The organism is Alcaligenes sp. 13f (assembly GCF_020496585.1).
Classification (GTDB): Bacteria; Pseudomonadota; Gammaproteobacteria; order Burkholderiales; family Burkholderiaceae_B; genus Alcaligenes; species Alcaligenes phenolicus.
Map to the genome: position 1 here is coordinate 11,885 of NZ_JAHKKC010000025.1, position 23,791 is coordinate 35,675.

At 59.5% G+C, this 23,791-nt stretch carries 23 protein-coding genes; 5 read left to right on the plus strand and 18 right to left on the minus strand.

The features are described from left to right. Nucleotides 1–40: 40 nt before the first annotated feature. The 17 genes from KOE80_RS17090 to KOE80_RS17170 form a co-directional block, all read right to left on the minus strand. Nucleotides 41–727, minus strand: coding sequence for a 4'-phosphopantetheinyl transferase family protein (locus tag KOE80_RS17090; RefSeq protein ID WP_226349574.1), 687 nt, complete (start codon nt 725–727; stop codon nt 41–43). Nucleotide 728: 1 nt separating this feature from the next. Continuing rightward, nucleotides 729–1,445: an ABC transporter ATP-binding protein gene (locus KOE80_RS17095; RefSeq protein ID WP_009462853.1), complete on the minus strand. Its 717-nt coding sequence runs from the start codon at nt 1,443–1,445 to the stop codon at nt 729–731. Continuing rightward, nucleotides 1,442–2,200 (minus strand): ABC transporter ATP-binding protein, encoded by a 759-nt coding sequence (locus KOE80_RS17100; protein ID WP_226349575.1) that lies wholly within the window; start codon nt 2,198–2,200, stop codon nt 1,442–1,444. Before KOE80_RS17100 ends, KOE80_RS17095 begins: the two co-directional genes overlap by 4 nt. After that, a complete protein-coding gene (locus tag KOE80_RS17105; RefSeq protein WP_009462849.1) occupies nt 2,197–3,135 on the minus strand; it encodes a branched-chain amino acid ABC transporter permease in 939 nt (312 codons plus the stop codon). Before KOE80_RS17105 ends, KOE80_RS17100 begins: the two co-directional genes overlap by 4 nt. Beyond that, complete coding sequence (locus tag KOE80_RS17110) at nt 3,136–4,005, minus strand: branched-chain amino acid ABC transporter permease (RefSeq protein ID WP_035268872.1); 870 nt, start codon at nt 4,003–4,005, stop codon at nt 3,136–3,138. A gap of 8 nt (nt 4,006–4,013) precedes the next feature. Continuing rightward, nucleotides 4,014–5,216 carry an ABC transporter substrate-binding protein gene (locus KOE80_RS17115; RefSeq protein WP_226349576.1) on the minus strand — a complete coding sequence of 401 codons (1,203 nt, stop codon included), beginning with the start codon at nt 5,214–5,216 and terminating at the stop codon, nt 4,014–4,016. A gap of 251 nt (nt 5,217–5,467) precedes the next feature. Then, nucleotides 5,468–5,929 carry a MarR family winged helix-turn-helix transcriptional regulator gene (locus KOE80_RS17120; RefSeq protein ID WP_009462841.1) on the minus strand — a complete coding sequence of 154 codons (462 nt, stop codon included), beginning with the start codon at nt 5,927–5,929 and terminating at the stop codon, nt 5,468–5,470. 114 nt (nt 5,930–6,043) lie between these two features. Then, nucleotides 6,044–6,820, minus strand: a complete 777-nt coding sequence (locus KOE80_RS17125; RefSeq protein ID WP_226349577.1) for an ABC transporter permease — start codon at nt 6,818–6,820, stop codon at nt 6,044–6,046. 40 nt (nt 6,821–6,860) lie between these two features. Next, a complete protein-coding gene (locus KOE80_RS17130; protein ID WP_035268452.1) occupies nt 6,861–7,646 on the minus strand; it encodes an ABC transporter permease in 786 nt (261 codons plus the stop codon). Beyond that, on the minus strand, nt 7,643–8,407 hold the full coding sequence (locus tag KOE80_RS17135; RefSeq protein WP_009462836.1) for an ABC transporter ATP-binding protein: 765 nt from the start codon (nt 8,405–8,407) through the stop codon (nt 7,643–7,645). The genes KOE80_RS17130 and KOE80_RS17135 overlap by 4 nt, the downstream gene beginning before the upstream one ends. Beyond that, nucleotides 8,404–9,378: an ABC transporter substrate-binding protein gene (locus KOE80_RS17140; RefSeq protein WP_009462834.1), complete on the minus strand. Its 975-nt coding sequence runs from the start codon at nt 9,376–9,378 to the stop codon at nt 8,404–8,406. The genes KOE80_RS17135 and KOE80_RS17140 overlap by 4 nt, the downstream gene beginning before the upstream one ends. Nucleotides 9,379–9,452: 74 nt before the next feature. Further along, on the minus strand, nt 9,453–10,469 hold the full coding sequence (locus tag KOE80_RS17145; RefSeq protein ID WP_226349578.1) for a 3-hydroxybutyryl-CoA dehydrogenase: 1,017 nt from the start codon (nt 10,467–10,469) through the stop codon (nt 9,453–9,455). Beyond that, on the minus strand, nt 10,469–11,551 hold the full coding sequence (locus tag KOE80_RS17150; RefSeq protein WP_226349579.1) for an NAD/NADP-dependent octopine/nopaline dehydrogenase family protein: 1,083 nt from the start codon (nt 11,549–11,551) through the stop codon (nt 10,469–10,471). Before KOE80_RS17150 ends, KOE80_RS17145 begins: the two co-directional genes overlap by 1 nt. 164 nt (nt 11,552–11,715) lie before the next feature. Continuing rightward, the gene (locus tag KOE80_RS17155) at nt 11,716–12,495 is read right to left on the minus strand and encodes an alpha/beta hydrolase (protein WP_226349580.1); all 780 of its coding nucleotides are present in this window, start codon (nt 12,493–12,495) and stop codon (nt 11,716–11,718) included. A gap of 6 nt (nt 12,496–12,501) precedes the next feature. Further along, complete coding sequence (locus KOE80_RS17160) at nt 12,502–13,635, minus strand: ABC transporter substrate-binding protein (protein ID WP_060186121.1); 1,134 nt, start codon at nt 13,633–13,635, stop codon at nt 12,502–12,504. A 14-nt stretch (nt 13,636–13,649) separates the two neighbouring features. Continuing rightward, nucleotides 13,650–14,435: an ABC transporter ATP-binding protein gene (locus tag KOE80_RS17165; protein ID WP_021447071.1), complete on the minus strand. Its 786-nt coding sequence runs from the start codon at nt 14,433–14,435 to the stop codon at nt 13,650–13,652. Between the two features lie 3 nt (nt 14,436–14,438). After that, on the minus strand, nt 14,439–15,491 hold the full coding sequence (locus KOE80_RS17170; protein ID WP_021447070.1) for a FecCD family ABC transporter permease: 1,053 nt from the start codon (nt 15,489–15,491) through the stop codon (nt 14,439–14,441). Nucleotides 15,492–15,574: 83 nt separating this feature from the next. Here KOE80_RS17170 and KOE80_RS17175 point away from each other — a divergent pair, with 83 nt between their 5' ends. From KOE80_RS17175 to KOE80_RS17185, 3 genes are all read left to right on the plus strand, one after another. After that, nucleotides 15,575–16,330, plus strand: a complete 756-nt coding sequence (locus KOE80_RS17175; RefSeq protein WP_203145181.1) for an alpha/beta hydrolase — start codon at nt 15,575–15,577, stop codon at nt 16,328–16,330. A gap of 157 nt (nt 16,331–16,487) precedes the next feature. Beyond that, nucleotides 16,488–19,688, plus strand: a complete 3,201-nt coding sequence (locus KOE80_RS17180; RefSeq protein WP_226349581.1) for an SUV3 family DEAD/DEAH box RNA helicase — start codon at nt 16,488–16,490, stop codon at nt 19,686–19,688. A gap of 180 nt (nt 19,689–19,868) precedes the next feature. Next, nucleotides 19,869–21,062: a multidrug effflux MFS transporter gene (locus KOE80_RS17185; protein ID WP_060186123.1), complete on the plus strand. Its 1,194-nt coding sequence runs from the start codon at nt 19,869–19,871 to the stop codon at nt 21,060–21,062. A gap of 6 nt (nt 21,063–21,068) precedes the next feature. On the opposite strand, the gene KOE80_RS17190 is transcribed toward KOE80_RS17185, so the two are convergent. Next, complete coding sequence (locus KOE80_RS17190; RefSeq protein ID WP_060186124.1) at nt 21,069–21,638, minus strand: DMT family transporter; 570 nt, start codon at nt 21,636–21,638, stop codon at nt 21,069–21,071. A gap of 89 nt (nt 21,639–21,727) precedes the next feature. Between KOE80_RS17190 and KOE80_RS17195 the strand changes: the two genes are divergently transcribed. Next, the gene (locus tag KOE80_RS17195) at nt 21,728–22,624 is read left to right on the plus strand and encodes a LysR family transcriptional regulator (protein WP_060186125.1); all 897 of its coding nucleotides are present in this window, start codon (nt 21,728–21,730) and stop codon (nt 22,622–22,624) included. 169 nt (nt 22,625–22,793) lie between these two features. After that, a complete protein-coding gene (locus KOE80_RS17200; protein ID WP_083054338.1) occupies nt 22,794–23,768 on the plus strand; it encodes a FecR family protein in 975 nt (324 codons plus the stop codon). The last annotated feature ends 23 nt before the right edge of the window (nt 23,769–23,791 follow it).

A 23,791-nucleotide genomic window follows, 5' to 3' on the forward strand; every position in this document is an offset into this window, starting at 1 on the left:
GTAATGAGAACTATTACATAAATAAGTAGGCTTGTCAGATTTACTCGTGCTCAGTCAGCTTGGTGTCAGGCAGTTGAGCGCTGTCCAAAAAGCTGACTGTCCACGGAGCAAAGGGGGTGTTCAGGCAGATGGCGGCGGCATAGTTTTCCACCGGCCGGTGACTGTGCACCACCAAACCTTGCAAGATGGGATGGGGGGATTGTACGGTGCATCCATGATCTGGGTGACCGTCCAAGGATAATTCTTGAGGCTGAATATGAAAACCCGTGCCTGCATGTTTCAGGGCGGCCTCTTTGCCACACCAAAGCGCGTAGAAGTCCAGATCGCTCTTTAGCCAGGAACGCTCGGACGGCACACTGCAATGTTCGACCAGCCCTGCTTTGACGGGCAGGCGCATGGCCTCGATGTCTACGCCTATAGTTCGGTTGGCAATTCCAATCAGCACTCGCTCGCCGCTGTGCGACAGGCTAAAGTGCAGATCGGCATCGTCCAGATCCAGCACGGGCTTGCCATGTTCCAGTTGGGTGATGGGAACGGCGCGCGGCGTGCAGCCCAGCAAGGGCGCCAGAAAATGGCGCAGCGCACCGTGGGCCAGCAGGCTTAAATGCTGGTCCGACTGCTGTCTGCGACGGGCAATCACCGCCAAGGTGTGGTCGGGAACCTGGTTTCGTAACCAGGATTCCATACCAGCGGGTAAGGGAAGCGACAAACTGTATACAGACAGCATGTCAAAGTCCCAAATGGCGTTGCAAAAGGGCGGCGTCCTGGCGCAGTTGCTCGGCAGGGCCGTCATACACCAGTTGACCATTACCCAATAACAAAGCGCGTTCGGCCAACTGCAGAGCCAGACTTAAATTCTGTTCGGCGATCAGTACGGTAATGCCTTGCTCGTTCAGCGTTTGCAGCTGCGGCAGCAAGGTGTCCTGAATCGTCATGGGAGCCAGGCCTTCGCTGGGTTCGTCCAGAACAATAATGGAGGACTGCGTCAGCAGCGCACGGGCCAGTGCCAGCAATTGTCGTTCGCCACCGCTCAAGGCGGAGCAGGAGGACTGGCGGCGTTCGTACAGACGCGGCATGGCTTCGTAGATACTGTTCAGCGTCCAACGATCATCCGAGCGCGGACGTCGAGCCAGCCCGGCCAAACGCAGGCTTTCCTGCACGGTCAGCGTTGGGAAACGGCCCCGGCCTTGTGGTACCAAAGCCATGCCCAGCAGGGCGATTTTGTGCGTGGGCCAACCTGCAATGTTTTTCCCGTGCACATTGATTTGTCCGCTCCACTGCGGGCCCATATTGAACAGGCAGTGCAGGAGGCTGGTTTTTCCGGCGCCGTTGCGGCCCAGCAGGGCCACGCTTTGCCCGGCGGGGATATCCAGCGAAATTTCTTGCAGAATGTCGGCACGGTCGTAGCGTGCATGCAGGCCGGAGATGTTCAGCGCTGTGCTCATGCCGTCTCCAAAGCCAGTTCGCCCAGATAGGCCTGACGCGCGCCTTCGTGCTGGCGCACGGCGTCCGGGGTGTCGCAGGTCAACAAGGTGCCCGATGACAGCACGGCAATCCGGTCACATTCCTGGAAAACAATATCAATGTCATGGCTGATCAGCAGCACGGCACATTGGCCGCGCATGGCGTGGACCAATGCCATGACTTCACGCGATTCGGACTCGGACAGACCAGCGGTAGGCTCGTCCAGCAAGAGCACGCGGGGTTGCTGCGCCAAGGCGATCAGCAAATCCAGAATGCGCTGCTCTCCATAGGACAGGGATCGACCCAGCACATGGCCCCGGCCGGCCAGGGCGCTATGTTCCAGCAATGCTTCGGCTGCTTCTTGGCTGGCGGCGCGGGCGGCCTTGCGGCCCCACCAGTGGTAGGCGCAATCTTTTTTGATGCGCACGGCCAGAGCCAGGTTTTGCAGCAGGGTCAGTTCAGGAAAAATACGGCTGGTCTGAAAGCTGCGCACCATGCCTTGTTTGGCGCGTTCAATCGGACCCAGATTGCGCAGGTCCTTGCCTTCCAGGAATACCTGACCGCTGGAAGGAGAGGCCAGACCACTGATGATGTTGAACAGCGTGGTTTTACCTGCGCCATTGGGGCCAATCAGCCCCAGGGTTTCGCCCGCACGCAGCTCCAGGCTGACGTCCGTCAGGATATCCAGACCGCCTACATGCAAGGCCAGTTCGCGAGTGCTTAATAAAACGCTCATGCAGACCTCTTGCGTCGTTCTGCCAGACCATTGGGCATGAACAGAACTGTCAGCACAAAGATCAAACCTACCAGTAACTGCCAACGATCCGTGTAGGAGCTCAGGTAGGTCTGGGCAAACAGATAGAAGGTGGCCCCAATAAATGCGCCACGCCAGGTGCGTATGCCACCGATCACACCCATGATGATGAGCGTGGCCGAGAAGCTCCAATGCACTTGCTGCGGGCTGACGTACTGATTCGCAAAGGGATACAGGCCGCCAGCAGCACCCGCTACCGCACCTGCAATCATGAAGGTGTAAAGGCGGATACGCCATGCCTGATAACCCAGGGCGGCCATGCGCAAGGGCTGATCGCGCAGACCGGTCAAGGCCAGCCCGATTGGGGCGCGGCTGAAAGAACGCAGCAGCAACCAGCAGATGACCGCCAGCGCCAGGGCCAGAATCATCAGGGTGTAAGGGGCGCTCAAGGGCAGATCGCCCAGGCTCAGACGCGGGAAACCGCGCAGGCCATCGGCACCGCCCGTGACATCACGCCAGCGAAATGCAACTTCCCAGATCAATTGCCCGGCGACCAGCGTAGCCACCATGAAAAACAGCTCGGAACTGCGCAGGCTGATCAGCGCCATCAATATGGACAACAGGGTGCCCGCCCCAATGCCCACCAGCAGCATCAGCGGCAGGGACGCGCCCCAATACTGGCTGCTGACAGCGGTGGCGTAGGCGGCAAAGCCGAAAACCGCACCGTGGCCCAGGGATACCAGACCGCCGTAACCTATCAGGAGATTGACGCTAAGGACTGCGCAAGCAATCAGCAGGGCTTCGGTGCCAAAGCGCCACAAGAAGGCGTCGCCCCAGAAATAACTGCTCAGCAAGACCAGGCAAGCCAGAGCAGGCCAAAGTCCAGTGCGCAGCAGACAGGTGTTGAGCTTGTTCATTTAAACCTGACGCGTAGCGGATTTGCTCAAGCCATTGGGCCAGCAAAGCAGAAGGCCCAGCATGACGGCCAGGGTAGCGGCATTGGCAAAGGCTGGAACCCAGACGCGGGCAAAGGTGGTGACGAAACCCAGAATCAGCGCGCACAGCAAGGTGCCGCGTACCGAGTTCAAGCCGCCAATGACCACCACCAGCAAGGCCAGCAAGAGGATCTCTTCATCCAGACCGGGGTAGACCGACAGCATGCCAGCGCCCAGGGCGCCGCCCAAACCGGCCAGACCGGCGGCCAGTGCCATGCCGATGGCGAACAGGCGACGCGAGTTCAAGCCCAGGGTTTCGACAATCTGGGCGTCCTGCACGCAAGCGCGAATGGCGGCACCCCACAGGGTGCGATCCAGCAGGAACCAGAACAGCAAGGCCAGCGTCAGGCCGGTGACGATCAGGAACAGACGATAGGTGGGAAAGGGCAGGCCCATGATCCACACCCCGCCACGTAGTACCTGCGGCAGCATGGGCGAGAGCGTGTCGGCGCTGAAGCCCCAGCGCATCAAATCCGCCAGAATGACGGACAGGCCGTAGGTCAGCAGCACCTGCATCAAGTGGGTGCGCTGGTAGAACTGGCGAAAGGGGAAACGGTCCAGCAACAGGCCCATCAGCCCGCACAGTGCGAAAGCGGCGGGAAAGGCCAGCCACCACGGCGCGCCGGATGCCAGCCACTGGACGCTGATATAGCCGCCCAGCAGGAAAAAAGAGCCGTGTGTCAGGTTGATGAAGTTCATCAGGCTGAGCACTAAAGACAGCCCCAGCCCCGCCAACATCAGCAGTGCTGAGAAGGACAGGGCATTGAGGATTTGAAGCAGAAAATAAGACAAGGTGGAGCTCAAGAACGCGGGCCGGGGTCCTGGATACGTTGGTAAGTGTGGACCACCGTGTTAAAGGGGCGACCTTGCGCGTCTTTTTCCACCCGGTTGACGTAAATATCCAGAATGGACTGGTTATTGCGCGGGTCAAAAGCCATGGGGCCAAAGGCCGTGTTGATAGGCTTGTCCAGCAGGGCCTGTTTGAAGGCCGCCTTGTTGGACAGATCACCCTTGACCGCATCCAGACCGGCCTTGATGACCTGGCCGGTCACGTAACCGGAGGTGCTGGCTTCGCCGGGCAAACGGCCACGGCTGGCCTGGTAAGCAGCCACAAAGTCCTGGGCAGCCGGAGCGCCGGGCGATTGGTGGAAGGTACTGACGCCACCTAAAGCAGCTTCGCCCACAGCGGTAATCACGTCTTCCTGATCGAACAGGGCACCGGGGCCCACAATCTGGATCTTGCCGTGCAGTTGGTAGTCCTGCATTTGCTGGTGGAAACGCACAGCGTCGGCACCGGCCAGAAACGTGTAGACAAATTTGGGATTGCTGGCGGCCAGATTCATCAGGATAGGTGCGAAGTCGGGTGTGCCCAAGGGCGTCCAGATGCGCTCACCCAGCGTGCCGCCTTGTTCCTGATAAGTATTGGCGAAGTCTTCAATGTATTCGCGGCCAGCGGTGTAGTCCGAACCCAGCGTGATGCCGCCGGATTTTTCGATATGCTCGAAAGTCCACAAAGCGCCGGTGTGGCCCAGCATCCAGCTGGTTTTGGTGGGGCGGAACACGTAGGGGCTGGCGGCTTCACGCGCCAGACCATTGGCAGCGGCATTGGAAATGAAGGTAGGCAGTTGCGCATCGTGCACGATGTCACGAATGGCCAGTGCGATATTGGCGCTGATGACACCGCCCAGAACGTCGATCTTGTCGCGCTCGATCAGCTTGCGCACTTTACGGATGGCTTCGTCCGGTTTGCCGTGGTCGTCTTCTACCAGCAACTGCACCTTGCGCCCGCCCATCTCGTAATTGCACTGTTGCAGCATCAACTCCAGACCGGCGCGCATGCTTTCGCCCAAGGAGGCGAAGGGGCCGGACAAGGATGTCAGCAGGGCAATTTTCAGGGGACCGTCTTGGGCGCGAAGCAGGCGGGGAACGCCAAACAGCAAAGGGCTGGCTGCGGCAGCCAGCAAAAGCTGGCGACGTCCAGCACGGGTAGGGGAGAGAGTCACGAGATCTTATTTTCCGTAAGAAAGCCAAGCTTGCCTGGCAGGACATCTCAGGCAGGAGGCTGCGCTACTAAATGTTAATCATTATCATTTTATGGTCTTTCCTGACGTAAATAAAGGCTCATACCCTTGAATGTCCATTTCATGCGTGGGTCTTTAAAGGCAACGCGCCCCGATTGGGGGCGGATTCAGGGTGACAACGGCATGAAAACGGTCACGCGGACGCTTTATAAAAACGCACAGGGGCGGGCTATTTAGCGCGCATCTCCATTGATATTGGCGCGAATGCGGTTCAGGAACTGGCGCAACTGGGTCAGTTCTTCCGCCGAAAAGCCCTGGATGGCGCGGTGATGAATGTCCAGAGCCGCGGGCAGAACACGCAGAAAGTGCTGGCGACCTTGCTCATGCAGATGGATCAGTACACGGCGCTGGTCCAACGGGTCGGGCTGGCGGGACAGGTGGCCCGCGTTTTCCATTACCACCAGGGCGCGCGACAAGGTGGTTTGATCCACGTCGGTATATTGCGCCAGGGTACTGACGCCCAGGCCATCGGTTTCGTTCAGAAAAGCCAGCACACGCCAGTGCAGCAGGGTCAGTTCATGGCTGCGCAGCAAGGTTTGAAAGTCAGCATTTAAGGCCGAGGTGCTGCGATTGAGCAGATAGGGGATAAACGTATCGTGCCCGGTATAGGCGTCAGTCAGAGTACGGCTGGCCATAGTGAAGCGGCTTCCTTGATGCAAAAAAAGCAGGCTACTCGTTCAGAGTGATTGAGTGAGCCTGCGAAAGCCCGGCCAGCGCTGCCATTGGCCGGGCAAGTGGTTGGTTCAGTGTCAGTTCGTATGATCCACTTTGCGCTGCAAAGCGGCAATCGTCAGGTTCAGTGCGAAGCCCAGCACACAGATCCAGACCAAGGGTACAAACATATCAATCGTGCGGTAGCTGCGTGCGGCGGCGGTCAGCATATGGCCCAGACCGTCGGTGGAGGCAATCATCTCGGCCAGAAAGACCACCACGCAGGCAATGACGCCTGCCACCCGTACACCGGCCAGCACGGTCGGGCTGATGGCGGGCAAAATGATTTTCCACAGGCAGGCGCTGCGAGATGTCCCGGCGGCACGCGCCGACCAGATCAGCTTGCGGTCCACCGTTTGCGCAGCCACCCAACTGGCCATCAGCACAGGGAAAATCGCATCCGAGACCACCAGAGCGATTTTCGATGAGCTTTCAAACCCCATGATCAGGATCAGTGCCGGGTAAAGGGCGATCTTGGGGATAGGGGCCAGCAGACGGATCAGGGCATCCAGCAGAAACGAGCTCCAGCGCGTCAGCTGTGCAATCAGCGCCAGGGCCACACCGGCCACACAGGCAATCAGCAAACCACTGATCAGGCGGTAGACGGTGATGCCCAGGTTCTGCCAGAAGTCCGCCTGACCGGCCAGTTCCAATACACGCATCAGAATGGAAGAGGGGGCAGGCAGCAACTGCGGGCTGACCCAGCCCGAGCGGGTGCACAGCTCCCAGACAATCAGCATCAGGGCCGGACTGATGCATAAAGACAGTCCCGACAAATCCCGGCGTTTGGCCGGGCGGGTTTGAGTAGAACGCATAGCTTGTCCCGGTGAGGCTAAGGTTTTGGTGGTCATAGCGTCATCCTTTGTCCATCAGGCTCTGGGTCGAGTCATGCCAGTGTGTGCAGCGTTTGCGGACAAACTCGAACAGCGCATCGCAGGCAATGCCCAGCACGGCCAGCAGCATGATGACGGCATACACCGTGGAGTACTGCGCCATATCCATGGAGGTGAACAGCAGATTGCCTATACCTTCCTGACGCGCAATCATCTCGGAGGACACCATCACGATCAGGGCCATGACCACCCCGACCCGGCAGCCAATCATGACTTCCGGCAAGGAGGCGGGCAGAACAATCTTGCCCAGACGGGCAATGGGCCCCATGCCCATGGACTGGGCGACCCAGATCAGCTTGGGCTCGATGCGGGTTGCGCCGTGATAGCTGTGATAGAGCAAAGGCAGGGACACGCCCAGCGCAATAACCAGGATCTTGGAGAAATCCCCCAGACCGAACCACAGCATCAAGATCGGCATCAAGGCCGCTTTGGGCATGGGATAGGCCAGGGCCACCAGAGGATAGAAAGCGGTATAGACCAGGCGGCTGCGGCCCATGGCCAGACCCAGGGGGACGGCTACGACCAGTGCCAGGGCATAACCGGCAAACATGCGGCCAACCGACTGCAGGATTGCCGACCAGGCCATCGGGTCGCTGATCAGGGCAGGCAGTTCGCCCAAGGCCGCCCAAGGGCTGGGGAAGGAATCCAGCCCTACCCAACGGGCCAGCCCTGCCCAGGCCAGCAGCACCAGAATGGCCGCCATGACCAAGGAGGCCCAGCGATGTTCATACCAGTGCTGTGGCGTCATGGGTGGGCCTCCGCCATCAAGGATTGCTCCAGACGAATAATGGTTTCCTGATAGACCGGATTGCGCAGCAGCTCGCTACGGACGCGGGGGCGGGGCAGGTCAATCTCCACTACCTCCTTGATGCGGCCGGGCGAGCCAGTCATGACAATCACGGTATCGGACAGGAAGACGGCCTCGTCCACGCCGTGCGTCACAAAGACCACGGTGTTGCGTAACTGCTCCCACAAGCTGAGCAGTTCCGTTTGCAGGGTGACGCGCGTGTGGGCATCCAGCGCCCCGAAGGGCTCGTCCATCAGCAGGATGTCCGGCTCATAGGCCAGGGTGCGGGCGATGGCCGCACGCTGACGCATACCGCCGGACAGTTCACGTGGATAGAAGGAGGCGTAAGGCCCCAGCTTGACCTTGTCCAGCCATTCGCTGGCGCGCTGTTCGGCCTGGTCCTTGGGCATGCCTTGTTCGCGCATGCCGTAGGCCACGTTTCCCAGCACGGTTTTCCAGGGGAACAGGGCATACTCCTGAAACACCGGGCCCCGGTCCGGGCCTGGGCCGGTAATGGGCTTGCCCTTGACGCGGATCTGGCCGCTGGAGCAGGACTCAAAGCCCCCTAACATATAGAGCAGGGTGCTTTTGCCGCAACCGCTGGGTCCCAGAATAGACACGAATCGCCCTGCCGGAATGCTCAGGGCGATGTCTTGCAGGGCCGTATGGCTGCGGCCCTGCCGGGTGTTAAAGGTTTTACCGACACCATCCAGTTCAATCATGGTGTTGCCTCGCGTAAATCAGCCCGATAAAAGTCCTGCACGTTCAAGGCTTTCTTCAGGAAACCAGCCTTGTGATAGCGGTCGTAGGTGCCCTGGATGGATTCCAGATTGGGCTGCATATCCGGGACGCGGGCAAAGTCCTTGTCGGTGAACAGGTACTGGGCCAGCAAGTCCTTGGGCGCACGGGTAATTTGTGCCGTGACTTCTACGGCCAGTGCAGGATCTTTGCTGAGCATGCCCATGGCTGTTTTCAAGTCCTGCACATAGGCGCGCACCACTTCGGGATTGGCGTCGCTATAGGATTTGCTGCAGGCTTCGAAAATCTGTACGGATGGGCTGGCCACTTCGGACAGGGAGAACAGTTTGCGCAAACCGCCTTTCTTCTCGTTCAGTAGGGCAAAGGGCTGGGCCATGGGGCCGGCATCAATGCGGCCACTGCGAATGGCGTCGGCCGCAGGGGGAAAGCCGGTTTCAACGATTTTCACGTCCTTGTCCGGGTCGATACCGTTTTGGCGCAGCCACAGCAGCATGTCGAAGTACACACCGGCTCCATAAGCATTGGTGCCAATGACCTTGCCTTTCAGGTCCGCCGCAGTCTTGATCGGGCTGTCTTCCTTCACGGCCCAGTAGACGGAGAAGTGATCATCGTCCGAGTGCACGTGCTGGGCCACGATATAGGCTTCCAGACCGCTTTCAATAGCGCCATTGGCCAGCGACATGGGGGCCATGGTGGAGCATTCCAGAACGCCAGCACGCATGGCTTGCACCATGGGCGAAGTGCCCTGGAACTGAGTCCACTGGATTTGATATTTCTTGCCCAGTTGCGGGAACAGCTCGGGGCGCTTGGCCATCAGGTATTTGGCTTCCTCGCCCGGAATGGTCCAGCCTACCCGCAAGGTGGGGACTTCCTGAGCCTGGCTCAGACCGTGACAGCTCATCAGGGCAAACAGCAACGCAGCGGTTTTCTTCATCGCAGGGCCGTCCCAAGATGAAGAGCGCCCTCTTGGAGGGCAGCAAGACGAAGGCGCAGCGTGGGAGTCTTTTTTCATTCCTGTGTCTCCTTGGCAAGGTGTTCGGCGCGGGCAGGGGCCAGGCCGATGTGATCCAGCATTCCCAGTACGCGGGCCAGCACGTCGCGTCGATACGCTTGTTGCTGGTCCACCGGGTATTCGTGAAAGCCTTGTCCGCTGCGCAGACCGTTGCGTCCACTTTCCATATAACGGGTGATGATGTCGGGTACGGCGTAGCGTTCCGGGTCCAGGTTCTGCGACAGGTATTGCCCGGCGTGATACAGAATGTCGTTGCCGCCGTAGTCGATGAACTCCAGCACGCCGATGCTGGCAAAGCGGAAACCCAGGCCGTAGCGGGTGGCCTTATCAATATCGGCTGCGCTGGCTACGCCTTCCTCAACCATGCGAGCGGCCTCGTTCATGATCAGGGTTTGCAGGCGTGGAACGATGAAGCCGGGGTGACAGCCACAGACCACAGGCACTTTGCCGATGGACTCCAGATTGCTTTGCAGGCGGTTCAAGGTTTCCTGGCTGGTGCCGGGGTGGGCACTGATTTCAACCAATGGAATCAGAAAGGCCGGGTTGAGCCAGTGTGCATTCAGGAAACGCTCGGGGTGGCTCAACATGGGGGCCAGATCGGAGGCCAGCATGGTGGAGGTGGTGGAGGCGATCAGCGCATCGGGCCGAGCCAGTTCGCCGATGCGTCCCAGTGCGTCGGTCTTGGCGTCGCGAGTTTCGGGCACGCCTTCGTAAATCAGATCGGCCTGGCCCAGCACTTGTGCTGCTTCGCTCAAGGGGGCGACGCTGATGCAGGCCAGGTAGCCGTCGATCTGCTCGGCGGCGAACATGCCCAGGTCGGCTAGCTGGTCCAGCGTGGCACGCAATTCCTGGCGTATTTCGGCTTCCAGACGGGCACTATCAGCAGGCTGACGGGGTTTGAAATCCAGTAAGGTCACGGCTTGGCCGCGCAGCGCATAGGCCAGGGCGATGCCCCGCCCCATGCGACCTGCGCCCACCGCAACGATACGTTTGATTGGGGCGGGCGCGTTCATCAGGCTCTCCCGGCTTGCAGCATCTCTTGCAGTTGCTCGCAGCTCATCGTGTCCAGACCCAGGCTGGCCAGTGTGCGTTGGCCTTGGCGCAAATCTTCACCCACGATGGCACCGGCAATCGCCAGCAAGCCTTTGGTGACGGGAGCATCTACACCGGCCCAGTCGGCTACCGAGGCAAAGAAGGCCAGACCTAGCATGGTGTCTTCACGCATGTAGCGGTGTTCGTGCAGGTCGATCTTCTCGCGCCAGTCGCCGCTTTTCACCAGCTTGGAGTGCGAGGAACGGTCGCCATACATCCACTGATCGTTTTCATAATGGTCGGACAGCGGGAAGTGCGGGGCACCGTAGCCCAGCGCTTCACGAATGCGCATGCGCTCATTGTCCAGTTGCGTGGTCACGGCACGGACCGAAGGCTGAGTGCCTTCGTTATGAATGTCCCAGGCCGGGAAGTGCTCCAGCGGACCTGCGTTCATCATGATCAGCGGTGGGTGGATGATGGGGCCGGCGTTCATCAAGGCACCAGACAGGGCATCTTCGCAGCGCTCCACGCTGGGGAAGACCTTGCCAATCACATCCAGGGCGTGATCGGTATTACGCGCAGGGTACACGCCAGTAGGCAGGCGGGTGGCGCGGGTGGTGATGTTGATGACGGTATCGCCATGTTTGCGGGCCAGCCAGGGCAGGGTGCCGGTTTCGGCCCAGCTGACATCGGCCTTGTTGCCGGTGCCGCGCACGATCTCGCTCATGATGAAGGAGCCAAAGGTGCCTGGGGGCAGAAATACGACCTGGCCGTCTGTCAGGTGCGGAGCCATGACGCGGGCAATATCGGTTTGGGCAATGGCGGGCGAAGGAATCAGTACCAGATCGGCACCGGCGATGGCCTCGCCAATATCGGCGCAGACTTTGGCAATGGGGATTTCGCGCTCGCCTGCTTCGTCTTTCAAGGTCATGACTGGACGGTCCAGCAAGGGCTGCAACTGGGCCGTATCACGACGCCATAAACGGACCTCGTGGCCCTGTTCGCTCAAGTCTGCCGCTGCTGCGTAACAACCGTGCCCGCCACCTAATACCGCTACCTTCATGTTTGTCTCCAATCTCTTTTTTTGATTTCTATGCACTTGCATATAAATACAGACTAAAAGAAGTTGAGGCCTAAAACAAGAGGATGAATGGGGGGAGTTACCCTAGGGCGGGAAAACTTGGATATGAAGTGAAAAGGCGCGTCATGCGCGCCGGGAGAACACGGCTAAGCCGCGCCACAAGCCAGTTCCAGGGCACGCAAGGTGGCTTGTGCCAGAACGTGGCCGTGGCCGGCTCCGGGCAGAACATGCAGATTCGCCTGCATGCCTTGGGCTTGCAAGTGCGCTTGGAGTTTTTGCATGGTGGGCAGGGTAGGCACACCATTTTTGCGTCCTTCCGGGCCCGCTGCCTGAGCGCTAAGCGGATACCAGGCCTCGGAGGCACCGGCCAGAATATCTACCAGCACCGGCTTGTCTACCCGCTCCAGCAAGGTCCAGATCAGGGGATCACGCCACCACAAGGAAGGGCTGGCGCACAGGTAGTGCTGAATGGGCAGGCTTTGCCGGCTAAGGGCATACAGCACGAACAGGCCAGCGTAGGAGTGGCCGTACAGGCTGATGCGCGAACGGGTCAGCGCAGGCTCCATGCTTTGGGCCAAGGCTAGCGCCATACGCACTTGTTCGATCATGGCAGGAGCGCCACCCGCCTGCCATTGGGGGACGCGTGGGTCTTCCCATAGAGTGCCGTCCGGGCTGGGCGGGGTGTAGTCCAGGGCGCGATACCGTGTGATCTGATCGCGATCGCCTTGATAGCCCAGCGACAGAATCGCGCAGTGCTGCAAGGCGGGGTGGCCGCTTTCTTCCAGCAAGGGCAAGGTCCACTGACCATCGAGCAGGCACAGCAAAGACAGGGGGCCTTGTTCTGGCTTGCTGTCTGGCAGGCGTAGCAAGACGTGATGGGGATGGCCGCCCGCAGGCGGCAGTTCCAGTGGAATCAGGCGTGACATGAAGGCTTAGGGGGTGGGCTTCAAATCAATCATGTAGGTGCCTTCCATCGGTACGGTCAGGAAGCGCTGGTTCACTTCTTCCAGTGTTTTCAGAGCCGAGACGCCCTGGAAGCGGTCGGGGTGAATCCAGGCCGCCAGAGCTTCGATAAAGATCATGTGCAAAGGTGAATCGTTGAAGGCATGCCAGATGCCGTGGCTATTGCCGCTGCGCACGGCTGGCAAGGCTTGCAGACGGTTGCCATCGATAATGGCCTGCAAGCTTTTACGAGCCTGGTCTTCGCTGACGCCTGTGCCAATAGCCAATCCACCGGAGGTGGTGCGCTTGCCTGCGCCGGTGCCCGTAGCCACATAGACCACAGGCGCGCGGGAATTGATGTATTCAAAATTCAGCTTGCCGGTGGAGCTTTTCAGGACATCCGCGCCAATATTGTGGCCGCCTGCATAGCTGATCATGTCGTTAAAGGTGCCTGCGCCGGGCGAGTTGCAGCAGTCCGTGCTGCCTGCATGGGCATGCACAAAAACGGGCGGATGATCTTCCTTGGGCAGATCGGCCAGTCGCTGGGCAACGCCCTGCATGTGTTCTTCGTAGAACTGGATGAACTCGTCGGTGCGTTCTTTCTCACCCACGGCGTAGCCCAATGCGCGCAGGCTGGGTACGGTGTTCTCCAGCGGGTTCACAAAGAAGTCGATCACAATGACGGGCACTTTGGCGGCAGTCAGGCGCTGGATCAGGGCCGAGTCGCGTGTGTCCTGGCCGGGAGTCAGGCCCGCAAAGGCGGCCGTCAGCACGACCAGATCCGGACGCAGGGCCAGGGCCTGTTCGATCGAGAAGGTGTCTGCCGTATGGCGACCCACAATAGGGATATTGGCCAGTTGCGGGTAGCGCTTCAGATAGGTCTCGTACTCGTTGGAGAAGGAGGTTTTGAACTCGTCCGACCAGCCTGCAATCAGGTTTGCAGGCTCGGGGTGGACCAAAGCCAGTACCGGGAAGTGACGTGCCTGAGTCAGCACAATGCGTTTGGCGGGGCCAGGCAGGGTAACGGTACGACCCATGGCATCAGTAACTTCGATGGGCTGGGCCTGCACGCCCAAAGGCAAGAGCAAGGTCAGCGACAGCAGCAGGTGGCGCAGGATGTTCATGGGTTCTCCGAAGGTCACAGCACAGGCTCTTGCAGCCCGTCGATAATGATTTGCAAGGTGCCTTGCGAGCAGCTCTCCACGCGGGCGCGTACGCCATAAGCCTGGGCCAGCGAGTTGGGGGTAATCACCTTGGCAGGCTCGCCTTGCGCCAGCAGACCACCGCCTTCAATCATCAGCGCATAGTCACTATGGCGCAGAGCTACGTTCAGGTCATGCAGCACGATCAGAGTGATCAGATTATTGTCGTGCGTTTCCTGGGCCAGCAAATCCATCACGTGGAATTGATAGTTCAGGTCCAGAGCCGACAAGGGTTCGTCCAGCAGCAGCAGGGTAGGCTTGCGTATCAGGGCTTGCGCCAGGCCCACCAGCTGTTTCTGACCGCCCGAAAGCTGGTCCAGATAGTGCATGGACAAGTGCGCAATGCCCAGGCGTTGCAGGATGTGCATGATGTGCTCATGATCCACATCGCGGGCGTGGCCACCAGGGGCCGAGGCATTGGCCGCCACCAGTACGGATTCAAACACACGCAGGTGGACCGAGGCGGGCAGGGATTGGGGCAGGTACACCACTTTTTGGGCGCGCTGCTCGAAGCTGACGCCGCTCAGCTCCTGACCGTCCAGCAGGATCTCGCCGGTGGTGGGCTTGAGCAGCCCCGCCAGGGACTTGAGCAGAGTGGATTTGCCGCTACCATTGGGGCCCAGCAAAGCCACCAGCTGACCGGGCTGCAAAGGCTCGATGGTCAACTTGGACAGAATTTCGCGTTTGCCGTAAGACAGGCTCAGATCGTGGACTTCAAGCATGGTTCACTTTATTTGGCGTCGCAGCACAACGCCCAGGAAGAAGGGCACACCCACCAGCGAGGTGACAATGCCGACCGGAATAATGATGCCGGGCACAATGTTTTTCGAGGCAATCGAGGCCAGGGACAGAATTACCCCACCCACCAGCGCACTGCCGGGCAGGTAGAAACGGTGATCTTCACCAAACAGGCGGCGGGCAATATGCGGCGCAATCAGGCCCACAAAGCCGATGGTGCCCACAAAGGATACGGCCAGTGCGGCCAGCAAGCTGATACGCAGCAAGGACACCAGGCGCAGGCGTGAGACATTGATACCAAAGCTGGTGGCGCGGTCTTCACCCAGACGCAGGGCGGTCAGTTTCCAGGTATCACGCAGCGACAGCGGCAGAATCAGCGCAAACACCGCCAGCATGATGCCGACCTTGCCCCAGGAGGAGCGCGACAGACTGCCCATGGTCCAGAACACCAGCCCTTGCAGGGCTTCGGCGCTGGCCACAAATTGCACCAGCGAAACCAGTGCATTGAAGGAGAACACCAGCGCGATACCAAACAGCACCAGGTTGGCGGTACTCATGGCGCCCCAGCGGGCCACCGCGTCCAAAAGCATGGCGGATAGCAGGGCAAAAATAAAGGCATTGGCGGCAATGGTCCAGGCTTGTGGAATGCCGGGAATCGACAGGTCCAGCACAATGGCCAGGGACGCGCCAAACGCCGCTGCCGAGGAAATCCCCAAGGTAAAGGGGCTGGCCAGCGGGTTATTCAAAATGGTCTGCATTTCCGCACCGGACAGGCCCAGCGCCAAACCAATGGCCATGGCCATCAAGGCATAAGGCAGGCGGATTTCCCAGACGATCACGCGGGTGGTCGGGTCGGACTGTTCCGGGTTGAACAGCGCGTGGCTCAGTTCTCCCAGGCTAAGACCCGAGGGCCCCAACATGAAGTCGGCCACAATCGAGGCCAGAATCACAAGAACCAGGGCCCCAACAAGGAGCCAGCGACGTCTGAGGATGTGTTGATAGTCGGCCAGCGCAGGGGCCGGAACAGCAGATGTGGACATTAAGTGTCTGAATGATAACCGTTTACATAGAAAGAAAGTATAGTTCATCAGCCGGGCTTTGGCGCCCTTACCGCGATTCTTTTATGCAGCTTGAACATTTGGATTTTCTTTCCCCATTGGGCCGACAGTATCGTCTGACTTTGGCCTGGCCGGACGTGCCAGCGCCTGCGCAGGGCTGGCCATTGCTGTGCGTGCTTGATCTACCGCAATTTGAAGCGGTGCTGGCCACCTGTGAAAAGCAGGCTCCACAAGCCTGTGCCGTGCTGGGGATAGGTTATGGCGCGGAGGTCTGGCGCGATCAGGACTTCACCCCCGCGCTCAATGGAGAAGCGGGCCACGCGCCAGATTTTCTGGCCATGATGCAGGACGTTTTCTTGCCCTGGGCCTACGCACAGGCTCCTTTGAATGCGCAGCGGCGTTTGCTCTGCGGCCATTCCCTGGGTGGCCTGTTTGCCTTGCAACTGCTGTATCAACAGCCAGAATTGTTCGATGCACTGGTGGTGTCCAGCCCCTCGGTCTGGTGGGGGGAGGGCTATCTGGCTCGACTGCTGGCCCAACCCTTGCCCAAAGCCGCTATGACGATGCCCGTACAGTTCTCCGTTGGCGAGTTCGAGCAAAGCCTGGGCCCGGCAGAGGAAGCCATGCCCGAGGACAAGCGCGAGCTGCGTCGTTTACGTTTGCAAGAGCGCCGCATGGTGGACGGCACCCGGGAGTTGGCACAGGCTTTGGCGCAGCAACAAGGTGGCGAGCCGCGTTTTCGCATCGTGCCGGGCTGTAATCACAGTCAGTCCGGTTTGGCAGCCTTGCCGCAAGGCTGTCTGGAATGGCTGGCTGAGTAGCCCTGTATTTTCTTGCCCACAAAGACGTTCAGCACGGTGATTGCCTGTATCCTCTGAACGTCTCCGAGCAGACCCGTATAATGCTGCTCATGCTTGCTTGAACCGGCTTTTCTGCCCTTCTCGTTCTCTTCTTCCCGTATTTTCAGGTCCCCGCCCTATGGCTGCGCGTCGCGCTTCGTCTGTTTCCGATTCTCCCGTTCCCACTCAAGCGGGCTTGCTGCTCCATCCCCAATGGCTGGATTATCCGCGTCTGGAAGGTGTGGCTCGTCAGGTCGCCAAGAAAGCGCGTTTTCAGGACCGGGCAGGCATACGACGCGTATGGCTGAAAGCCTGGCGCTTGCCGCAGGATGCCGCTTTTTTCAATCAGATAATCGCTGCCGAACTGGGTTTGAAGGATGCGGACCAGCGCCTGGAGTCCCAAGGTGTGCCCGAGGTCGTGATTCGTACCCTGCGTCTGCTCTATCAAATGAGTGCAGACAAGCTGGAGGCGGATGTTTATGAAGCCCTGCGTGAGCAACTGCTTGAACAGCGCGCTCAATTGGCCGGAGCGATTGCCTCCCAGTCCTTGCCTTTAAGCGAGAACTGGCCCGAAGCCGAGCGCGGCCCGCGCTTGCAGGCTTTAGTGCAGGCCTGGCAGTCCATGCCTTTGGCGCAGACCTATTTGTGGCAGTTACAGGCCGAACAGCGCGATCGCGAGCAACGTAGTCAGCGCTGGGAGCAGGCCCAAAAAGAACGTGAACAAGCGCGTCAAAAAGAACAAAACGACAAACAGCGCAAGTTCAATCAGGCCCAGGAGCGTTTGACAGCCTGGCTGAAAGAGCAAGGTTGCGAGCCGCAACGCATCACCCTGGAGGCCTTCGAGGGCCTGCAAGCCGGGGAACCTGCCCATTGGTTCATGACGGTGTATGGCCGCAATGCCAGTGCCGCTGTCCTGACCCAGGAGTTCAAGCTGGATGCCGAGCAGCAGGAGTTTCTGCTGCAAGCCCAGGCACAACGTCAGGAACGTCAGCGCGAGCAACGCCAGCAGCGTTGGGCCTGGGAGCAGGAGTGCATAGGCTCGGAAGAGACCATGGCCTTGCTGGGTATTACCCGGCAGGAGTACGAGCTGTGGCTGGCCGATCGCCGTTTGCCCAGTACCAAGCTGGAAGTGCGTGGCGGAGCCGCTGGCGGCCGTGACCGTGTTGCCCATCATCCGGATTTGCTGGTGGCCATTGACCAGAACCAGATTGAGCAATGGCGCGAGCAGCATGCCAGCACCTTGAGCAATCGTGAGCGTGCGCAGTACCAGCGAGCGGCTGACCGCGCCCGCACGCAATGGCGTCAGCAACAAGTGCTGAACCAGATCAAGAAGCAAGAAGCGTGCGATTACGAAATTGACCCGGAAGATCCACTGCGCCTGTGGTGGCATAAGGACTTGTGGCTGGCGGTGAATGTGCCCGTAGCGGGCGAGCGTCAGCATTGGCGCGCCAATGTGCGTATGCAGGCTGCCGTGCCTTTGCCACGTACCGGCTCGGAGCTGGATCGATTGCCCGCTCGTGTTTCAGTCTTGTTCAACACGGCAGCTCAAAACCGTCTGTCCCAGCGTCTGGAAGATTCGCTGGATGCGTTTTTGCAAACCCAGCGCCCCCTGATTGATGGCTCGTCCTTTCTGGAACTGGCCAAAGCCTTGCGCATGGCTCTGGAAGAGGGCATCGAGCAAAAAGAAATCGAGGCCGGGGATTTTGAAAAGCGTCTGCTCAATGGCCCGGTGCGCCGCATTCTGGAAAGTGTGGAGCAGCAGCGCGCTCAAGATTTGATGCGCTTGGGCGACTTCCCGGAAATGTTCAGCCTGGCCCGAGGCATCCGCCGCCATCTGGTGTTCCGTTTGGGACCGACCAATTCGGGCAAGACGCACGAGGCCCTGGAAGCCCTGATGGAAGCCCGATCCGGCGTCTATCTGGCTCCGCTGCGACTGCTGGCCATGGAGGTGCGCGATCGCCTGATGAATGCTGGTATCCCTTGCAATCTGGTGACGGGCGAAGAGCGCGTGATGGTGCCCGGTGCCCAGCACACTGCCTGCACGGTCGAGATGATGGACCCCACGATGGAAGTGCGCGTGGCCGTCCTGGACGAAATTCAAATGCTGCAAGACGAACAGCGCGGCTGGGCCTGGACGGCAGCCCTGGTCGGTGTTCCGGCCCGTACCCTGTTTGTCTGTGGTGATGCTTCCGTCCTGCGTCCGTGCGAGCGTCTGGTGCGTTCCATGGAAGAGACCATGGAGCTGGAATTTACCGAACGCAAAACCCCGCTGGAGGTCATGCCTTATCCGGTAGACCCGCCGCGAGCCACAGGCAAGCAAGGGCGTCAGGAAGCGCCGTGGCGGGGGCGCAAAGATCGTCAGCGTGAAGCTCGGGGCGTGTCCAAAGGTGATGCGGTGGTGGCCTTCACCCGTAAGGATGTCCTAACGCTAAGTGCTCGTTACCGCGCCCAAGGCTGGAAAGTCGCCACCATTTACGGCGCGCTGGCTCCGGAAGTGCGCCGCACCGAGTCCGAGCGCTTTTCCCAAGGCGAGGCCGATGTGCTGGTGGCCACCGATGCGATTGGTATGGGCCTGAACCTGCCGATTCGCCGCGTTTTGTTCTCTACGGTGCACAAGTTTGACGGCCGCTCCATGCGAGCCTTGAACGCAACCGAAGTGCGCCAGATTGCCGGACGGGCAGGCCGCTATGGCTTGTACCCCAAAGGCTATGTGGGGGCGATGGACAAGCAGGATCTGAACCATATTCGTACCCAATTGCAAAGCGACGCCCCCAGCGTGGATTTGCGCTTGCCCATTGCACCCAGCCCCGAGCACGTGCAGGCGCTGGCCTCTTTACTGGATAACAACAATATCGGCGCTGTGCTGCAGTACTTTGCGCAGAAAGTGGCTTCCGATAGCCCCTTGTTTCAGACAGCGGGTTTGAAAGACGCCATCGAGCTGGGCTTTTGTGTAGACCGCCTGGCTCCCAAGCTGGATTTGCGCGAGAAGTTCACCTTTGCCTGCGCGCCGGTGTCCGTGGATAAGGATACGGAGCTGGATTACTTCAAGCGTTGCCTGTCCGCCTATGTGGCACAACGCCCCATGGCCTTGCCACCGGCGCCGTCCTGGCTGAAATCCGCCAGCCCCTCCCGCCTGGAAGACGCCGAATTGCTCAGCAAGCAGATCAGCCTCTATGCCTGGTTCAGCATGAAGTTCCCGCAAGTGTTTGACCAAGGTCCCTGGTTGCCGGAAGTGCGCTCCCAGGTCAGCCGCTTTATTGAGCGCAGCCTGCTGCATCAAAGCGGTTTCGGACAGACTAGCCGCGAGGCTTTTGGTACGCCGTCGCCGGGCAGACGCTGATCTTTTTTTCAGACAAGTGGCTACCGGGCCAGCTAGCATGAAAGCGGCTTGGCTCGATCCGCTTTATATCGTTTGATACACTATGCCCCGTGCGGACGTGTCCGTACGGTCTGGTTAAGGGGTACCATGCCCCTATCCCTGCGCTGATTCTGGCGCCCTCCCTGTTTTCCAAAGCTATCTATGAATTACCGCAAGCTGACCTTGGTGTTGGCGGCGTTGGCGATGCTGGGGCCTTTTGCTACCGATGCCTATCTGCCGTCATTTCACCGTATCGGTGTTGAATTTTCCGTTGACCAGTCAATGGTTCAGCAGACCTTAAGTCTGTATCTGTTTGGTTTTGCCTTCATGAGCCTGTTCTGGGGCATGTTGTCCGACAGCTTCGGGCGGCGTCCCGTGATTCTGGCCTCACTGATCCTGTTTCTGATCGGGTCGGTGGGCTCGGCGCTGGCCCCCAGCTTTTCCTGGCTGTTGTTCTTCCGTTTGATCCAGGGCTGTTCGGCAGGTGCCGGACGTGTCGTCGGTCAGGCCCTGGCGCGCGACTGTGTACAAGGGGTGCAAGCTCAGCGCTTGTTTGCCCACATCACGATGGTCTTCAGTCTGGCCCCGGCGCTTGCACCGGTCATGGGCGGCTATTTAAGTAGTTATTCGGGCTGGCGCTCGGTGTTCTGGATGCTGACGGTGCTCAGTATTGCCCTGATTGCGCTGTGCTGGCGGCAACTGCCTGAAACCTTGCCCGTGGCCTCGCGCCAGCCCTTGAAGCTGTGGGTGATTCTGGCCAATTACGCACGGGCCTTGAGCAATGGCCGCTTCGTGCTGGCGATCTCCGCCATTGCCTGTGCGTTTGGCGGCTTTGCCTTGTACATTTCGTCGGCGGCCAGCTTTGTGATTGGTGTGCTGGGCCTGACAGAAACCGCCTTTGCCTGGCTGTTCCTGCCCTTTATTGGCGGTATGTTGGGTGGCTCTATTCTGAATGCCCGCTTTGCCGAGAAGCTGGCTCCGGCACGCATGATTCGTCTGGGCCTGTCCCTTATGCTGGCTGGCGCGGCGTTCAACACCGTGTACAACCTCCTGTTCCAGGCAGAAGTGCCGTGGGCCGTGATGCCTATTTTTGTGTACGCCTTTGGCATGTCCATGGCCTTGCCGGGCATGACGGTGGTGACCTTGGGCACCTTCCCCACCATGCGCGGCCTGGCTTCCTCGGTACAAAGTGCCTGGCAAATGCTTTTGTTCGCCACCGTTTCCGGTGTGGTGGCTCCGCTGCTGTTCGATAGCGGCTTGCTGTTGGCCTTGGGCATGTTGTCGGCGGCTGCCTTGTCGGCCGGATTCTGGTGGTGCAGCCAGTTCCGTTCCAAATCGACCGAGGCTTCCGCCTAAGCCCTATCAGGATCGGGTGCTGCTGTCAGCGCCAGCGCGTTGAGCCAGGCTTGGATTGTTTTCCTGAGCGCCACTGTGATCTGCAGTGGCGCTTTTGCTTTCAGCCGCCGCAGAAACGGAAGGCGTAAACCATTGCACCAAGCCCATACCAGCCAAAATCAGCAGCACGCCTAGAATGCGTCCCATATGTACCGGGCGTGGGGTCAGGCCCATCAAACCGTAGTGGTCGATCAGCATGGAGCTGAGCATTTGCCCGGCCACCACACAGACAATAAAGCTGGCGGCGCCCATGCGTGGCGTCAGAATCAGGGCGGCGCTGATGTAAATGACCCCGCCAACGCCACCCGTCCATACCCACCAGGGGGCATGCGCCAGTTGCGCGGTCAGGGGAGCGGGGGCGCGCATCAGCCAGATTGTGGGCAGCACCAGAGCCGCACTGATACAGAGCGACACCAGTGTGGCCCAGAGCGGATGCCCCAGGACCTTACCCAGAACGGCATTGCTGGCAGCTTGAAACGGCACGGCCGAACCGGCAAAGACAGCCACCAACATACTGAACAAAGCGGGACCGGGCATGAGCGTATCTCCATAAGAATCAAAGCTCTATCTTGCACTATTCGCAATTCTTATTGAAATTAATAGTGTGCACAGTCATTATTCGTTCTATGGATGAGCTGCGCCGTATAGACCTGAATTTGATGTTGAGCCTGCATGCCTTGTTGACCGAACAGCATGTGACGCGGGCTGCCCAGCGCCTGCACAAAAGCCAGCCTGCCGTAAGCCACGCCTTGGCGCATTTGCGCCAGGTGTTCAACGATCCCTTGCTGATACGCCGTGGTTCCCGGCTGGAGCTGACTGCGCTGGCCTTGCAGTTGCAGCGTCCTCTGGAGCAGGCTTTGCAGCAGCTCAATGGCCTGCTGGATGCGGGTGGCTTTGATCCAGCCAGTGAACAACGTGAATTTCGCTTGGCCATGTCGGATTACGGCGCGCAAATTGTCTTGCCACCGTTGATGCGCCGCCTGCGTCGTGACGCACCGGGTATTCGGCTGGCGGTCAGCCAGGCCAGCCGGGAAGCCATGCAGGGTCAGCTGCGGGATGGCGAGATTGATCTGGCCTTGAGCGTGTTCTCGGAAATTCCGGCCGGCTTGCAGGCGCAGACCTTGTTTGAGGAACACCTGATCTGCATTGCGGATCGGGCCAGTCTGAGCGGCGGGCAAGCCCCTGCTTTGGAAGAGTGGTTGCTGCGCCCGCATGTGTTGCTGGCCATGCGTCCGGGAGGGGAAAGTGAGGTCGACAACGTCCTGAATCGGCTCGGTCTTAAACGGCAGATTGCCTTGTCCTTGCCGCATTGGAGTGCGGCAGCCCAAGTCCTGGCGGGCACGGACCTGATTTTGACGGTGTCCAGCCGCAGTGCCGAGCACTTGCGCGAACAGGCTGAACTGGTGTTTTTCCAGCCTCCTCTGCCCATTCCCTCGGTCTTGTTTCAGCAAGTCTGGCATAGCCGTCGCCACGCGGACCCGGCTCATGTCTGGCTGCGCCAGCAGTTGATGCAGTGCTGTTAAAGCCCGTCTTTACTCTTTATGACGGGCTATGGCTTGACGATAGGGCCTGCAGTTTCCGACAATTTATGTTTACTTTTGAGTTCTCGTTTTTATCCGTTTAAACGGATGGATAAAACGTTTTGGATTGCGTTTGTCAGTCCCTGTGTAGTGCTTTTTGAATTGATTGTTGATGAACCCTGCTAATGCCTTGAATCTGGATGAAGACACCTTGCACAAGGAGGCACGAGCCTGGGTCAGCCGCCTGAAAACGTCCTCGCTGACCTCTCGTCAGGCTCGGGAGCTGCGCCGCTGGTGTGGGCGCAGTCCTTCTCATGCATCCGCTTTTGCGCACGCGCGCGAAATGTGGGATGCCATGCCCCAAGATCGTGAAGATTGGCTGCGCGAAGCCAAGTTGATGAAAAAACGTGGCCACCAGCCTTTGCGTCGCGCCTTGCTGGGCGGTTTGCTGCTGGGTGGTGGCCTGTATCTGGTCGCCAAGCCTCCTATGCAGTTGTGGCCTTCCTTGGCTGATTTGCGTGCTGACTATCGCACGGGTGCGGGCGAGCAGCGGCGCGTGCAGTTGCTGGACCATGTCTGGCTGGATATGAATACGCGCAGTCGCCTGAACGTCGGTGACGACCCGCATCTGGGGCGAATTGTGGCTTTGCTGGATGGGGAAGTGGAAGTGCGACAGTCCGAGCGCTCGGCCTCGGTGTGTACGGTGTTTGCGGGTGCGGGCTCCATTCAGACCTTTAATGGCCGTACCAATATCCGCTATCTGGATGGCAAAACCGAAGTCACCTGTTTGTCCGGCAGTGCGCAGGTGGATTTTGGTGGACAGGGATATCGGCTGGCTGCCGGTGAGCAACTTGTTTACGGTCGCCATGCGATCAGCTCGGTGCAGACAGTCGCGGCGGAGGACTTCCCGTCCTGGCGTCAGGGCCGTCTGACTTTTCATGAGCAGCCTTTGTCGCAGGTGCTGGCCGAGCTGAACCGCTATTGGTCAGGACATCTGATTTTGCGAGACGCCACGTTAGGCTCTGTTTTGGTCAGCTTTGCCGTCAGTCTGGATAACTTGCCTGAGGCGCTGGACATTTTGCAGCAGTTATATGGCGTGGCGGTGACGCGCTTGCCTGGCGGAATCGCGCTTTTGAGTCGTGCTTGATTGAAAAAAGCCCGCTTTGCAGC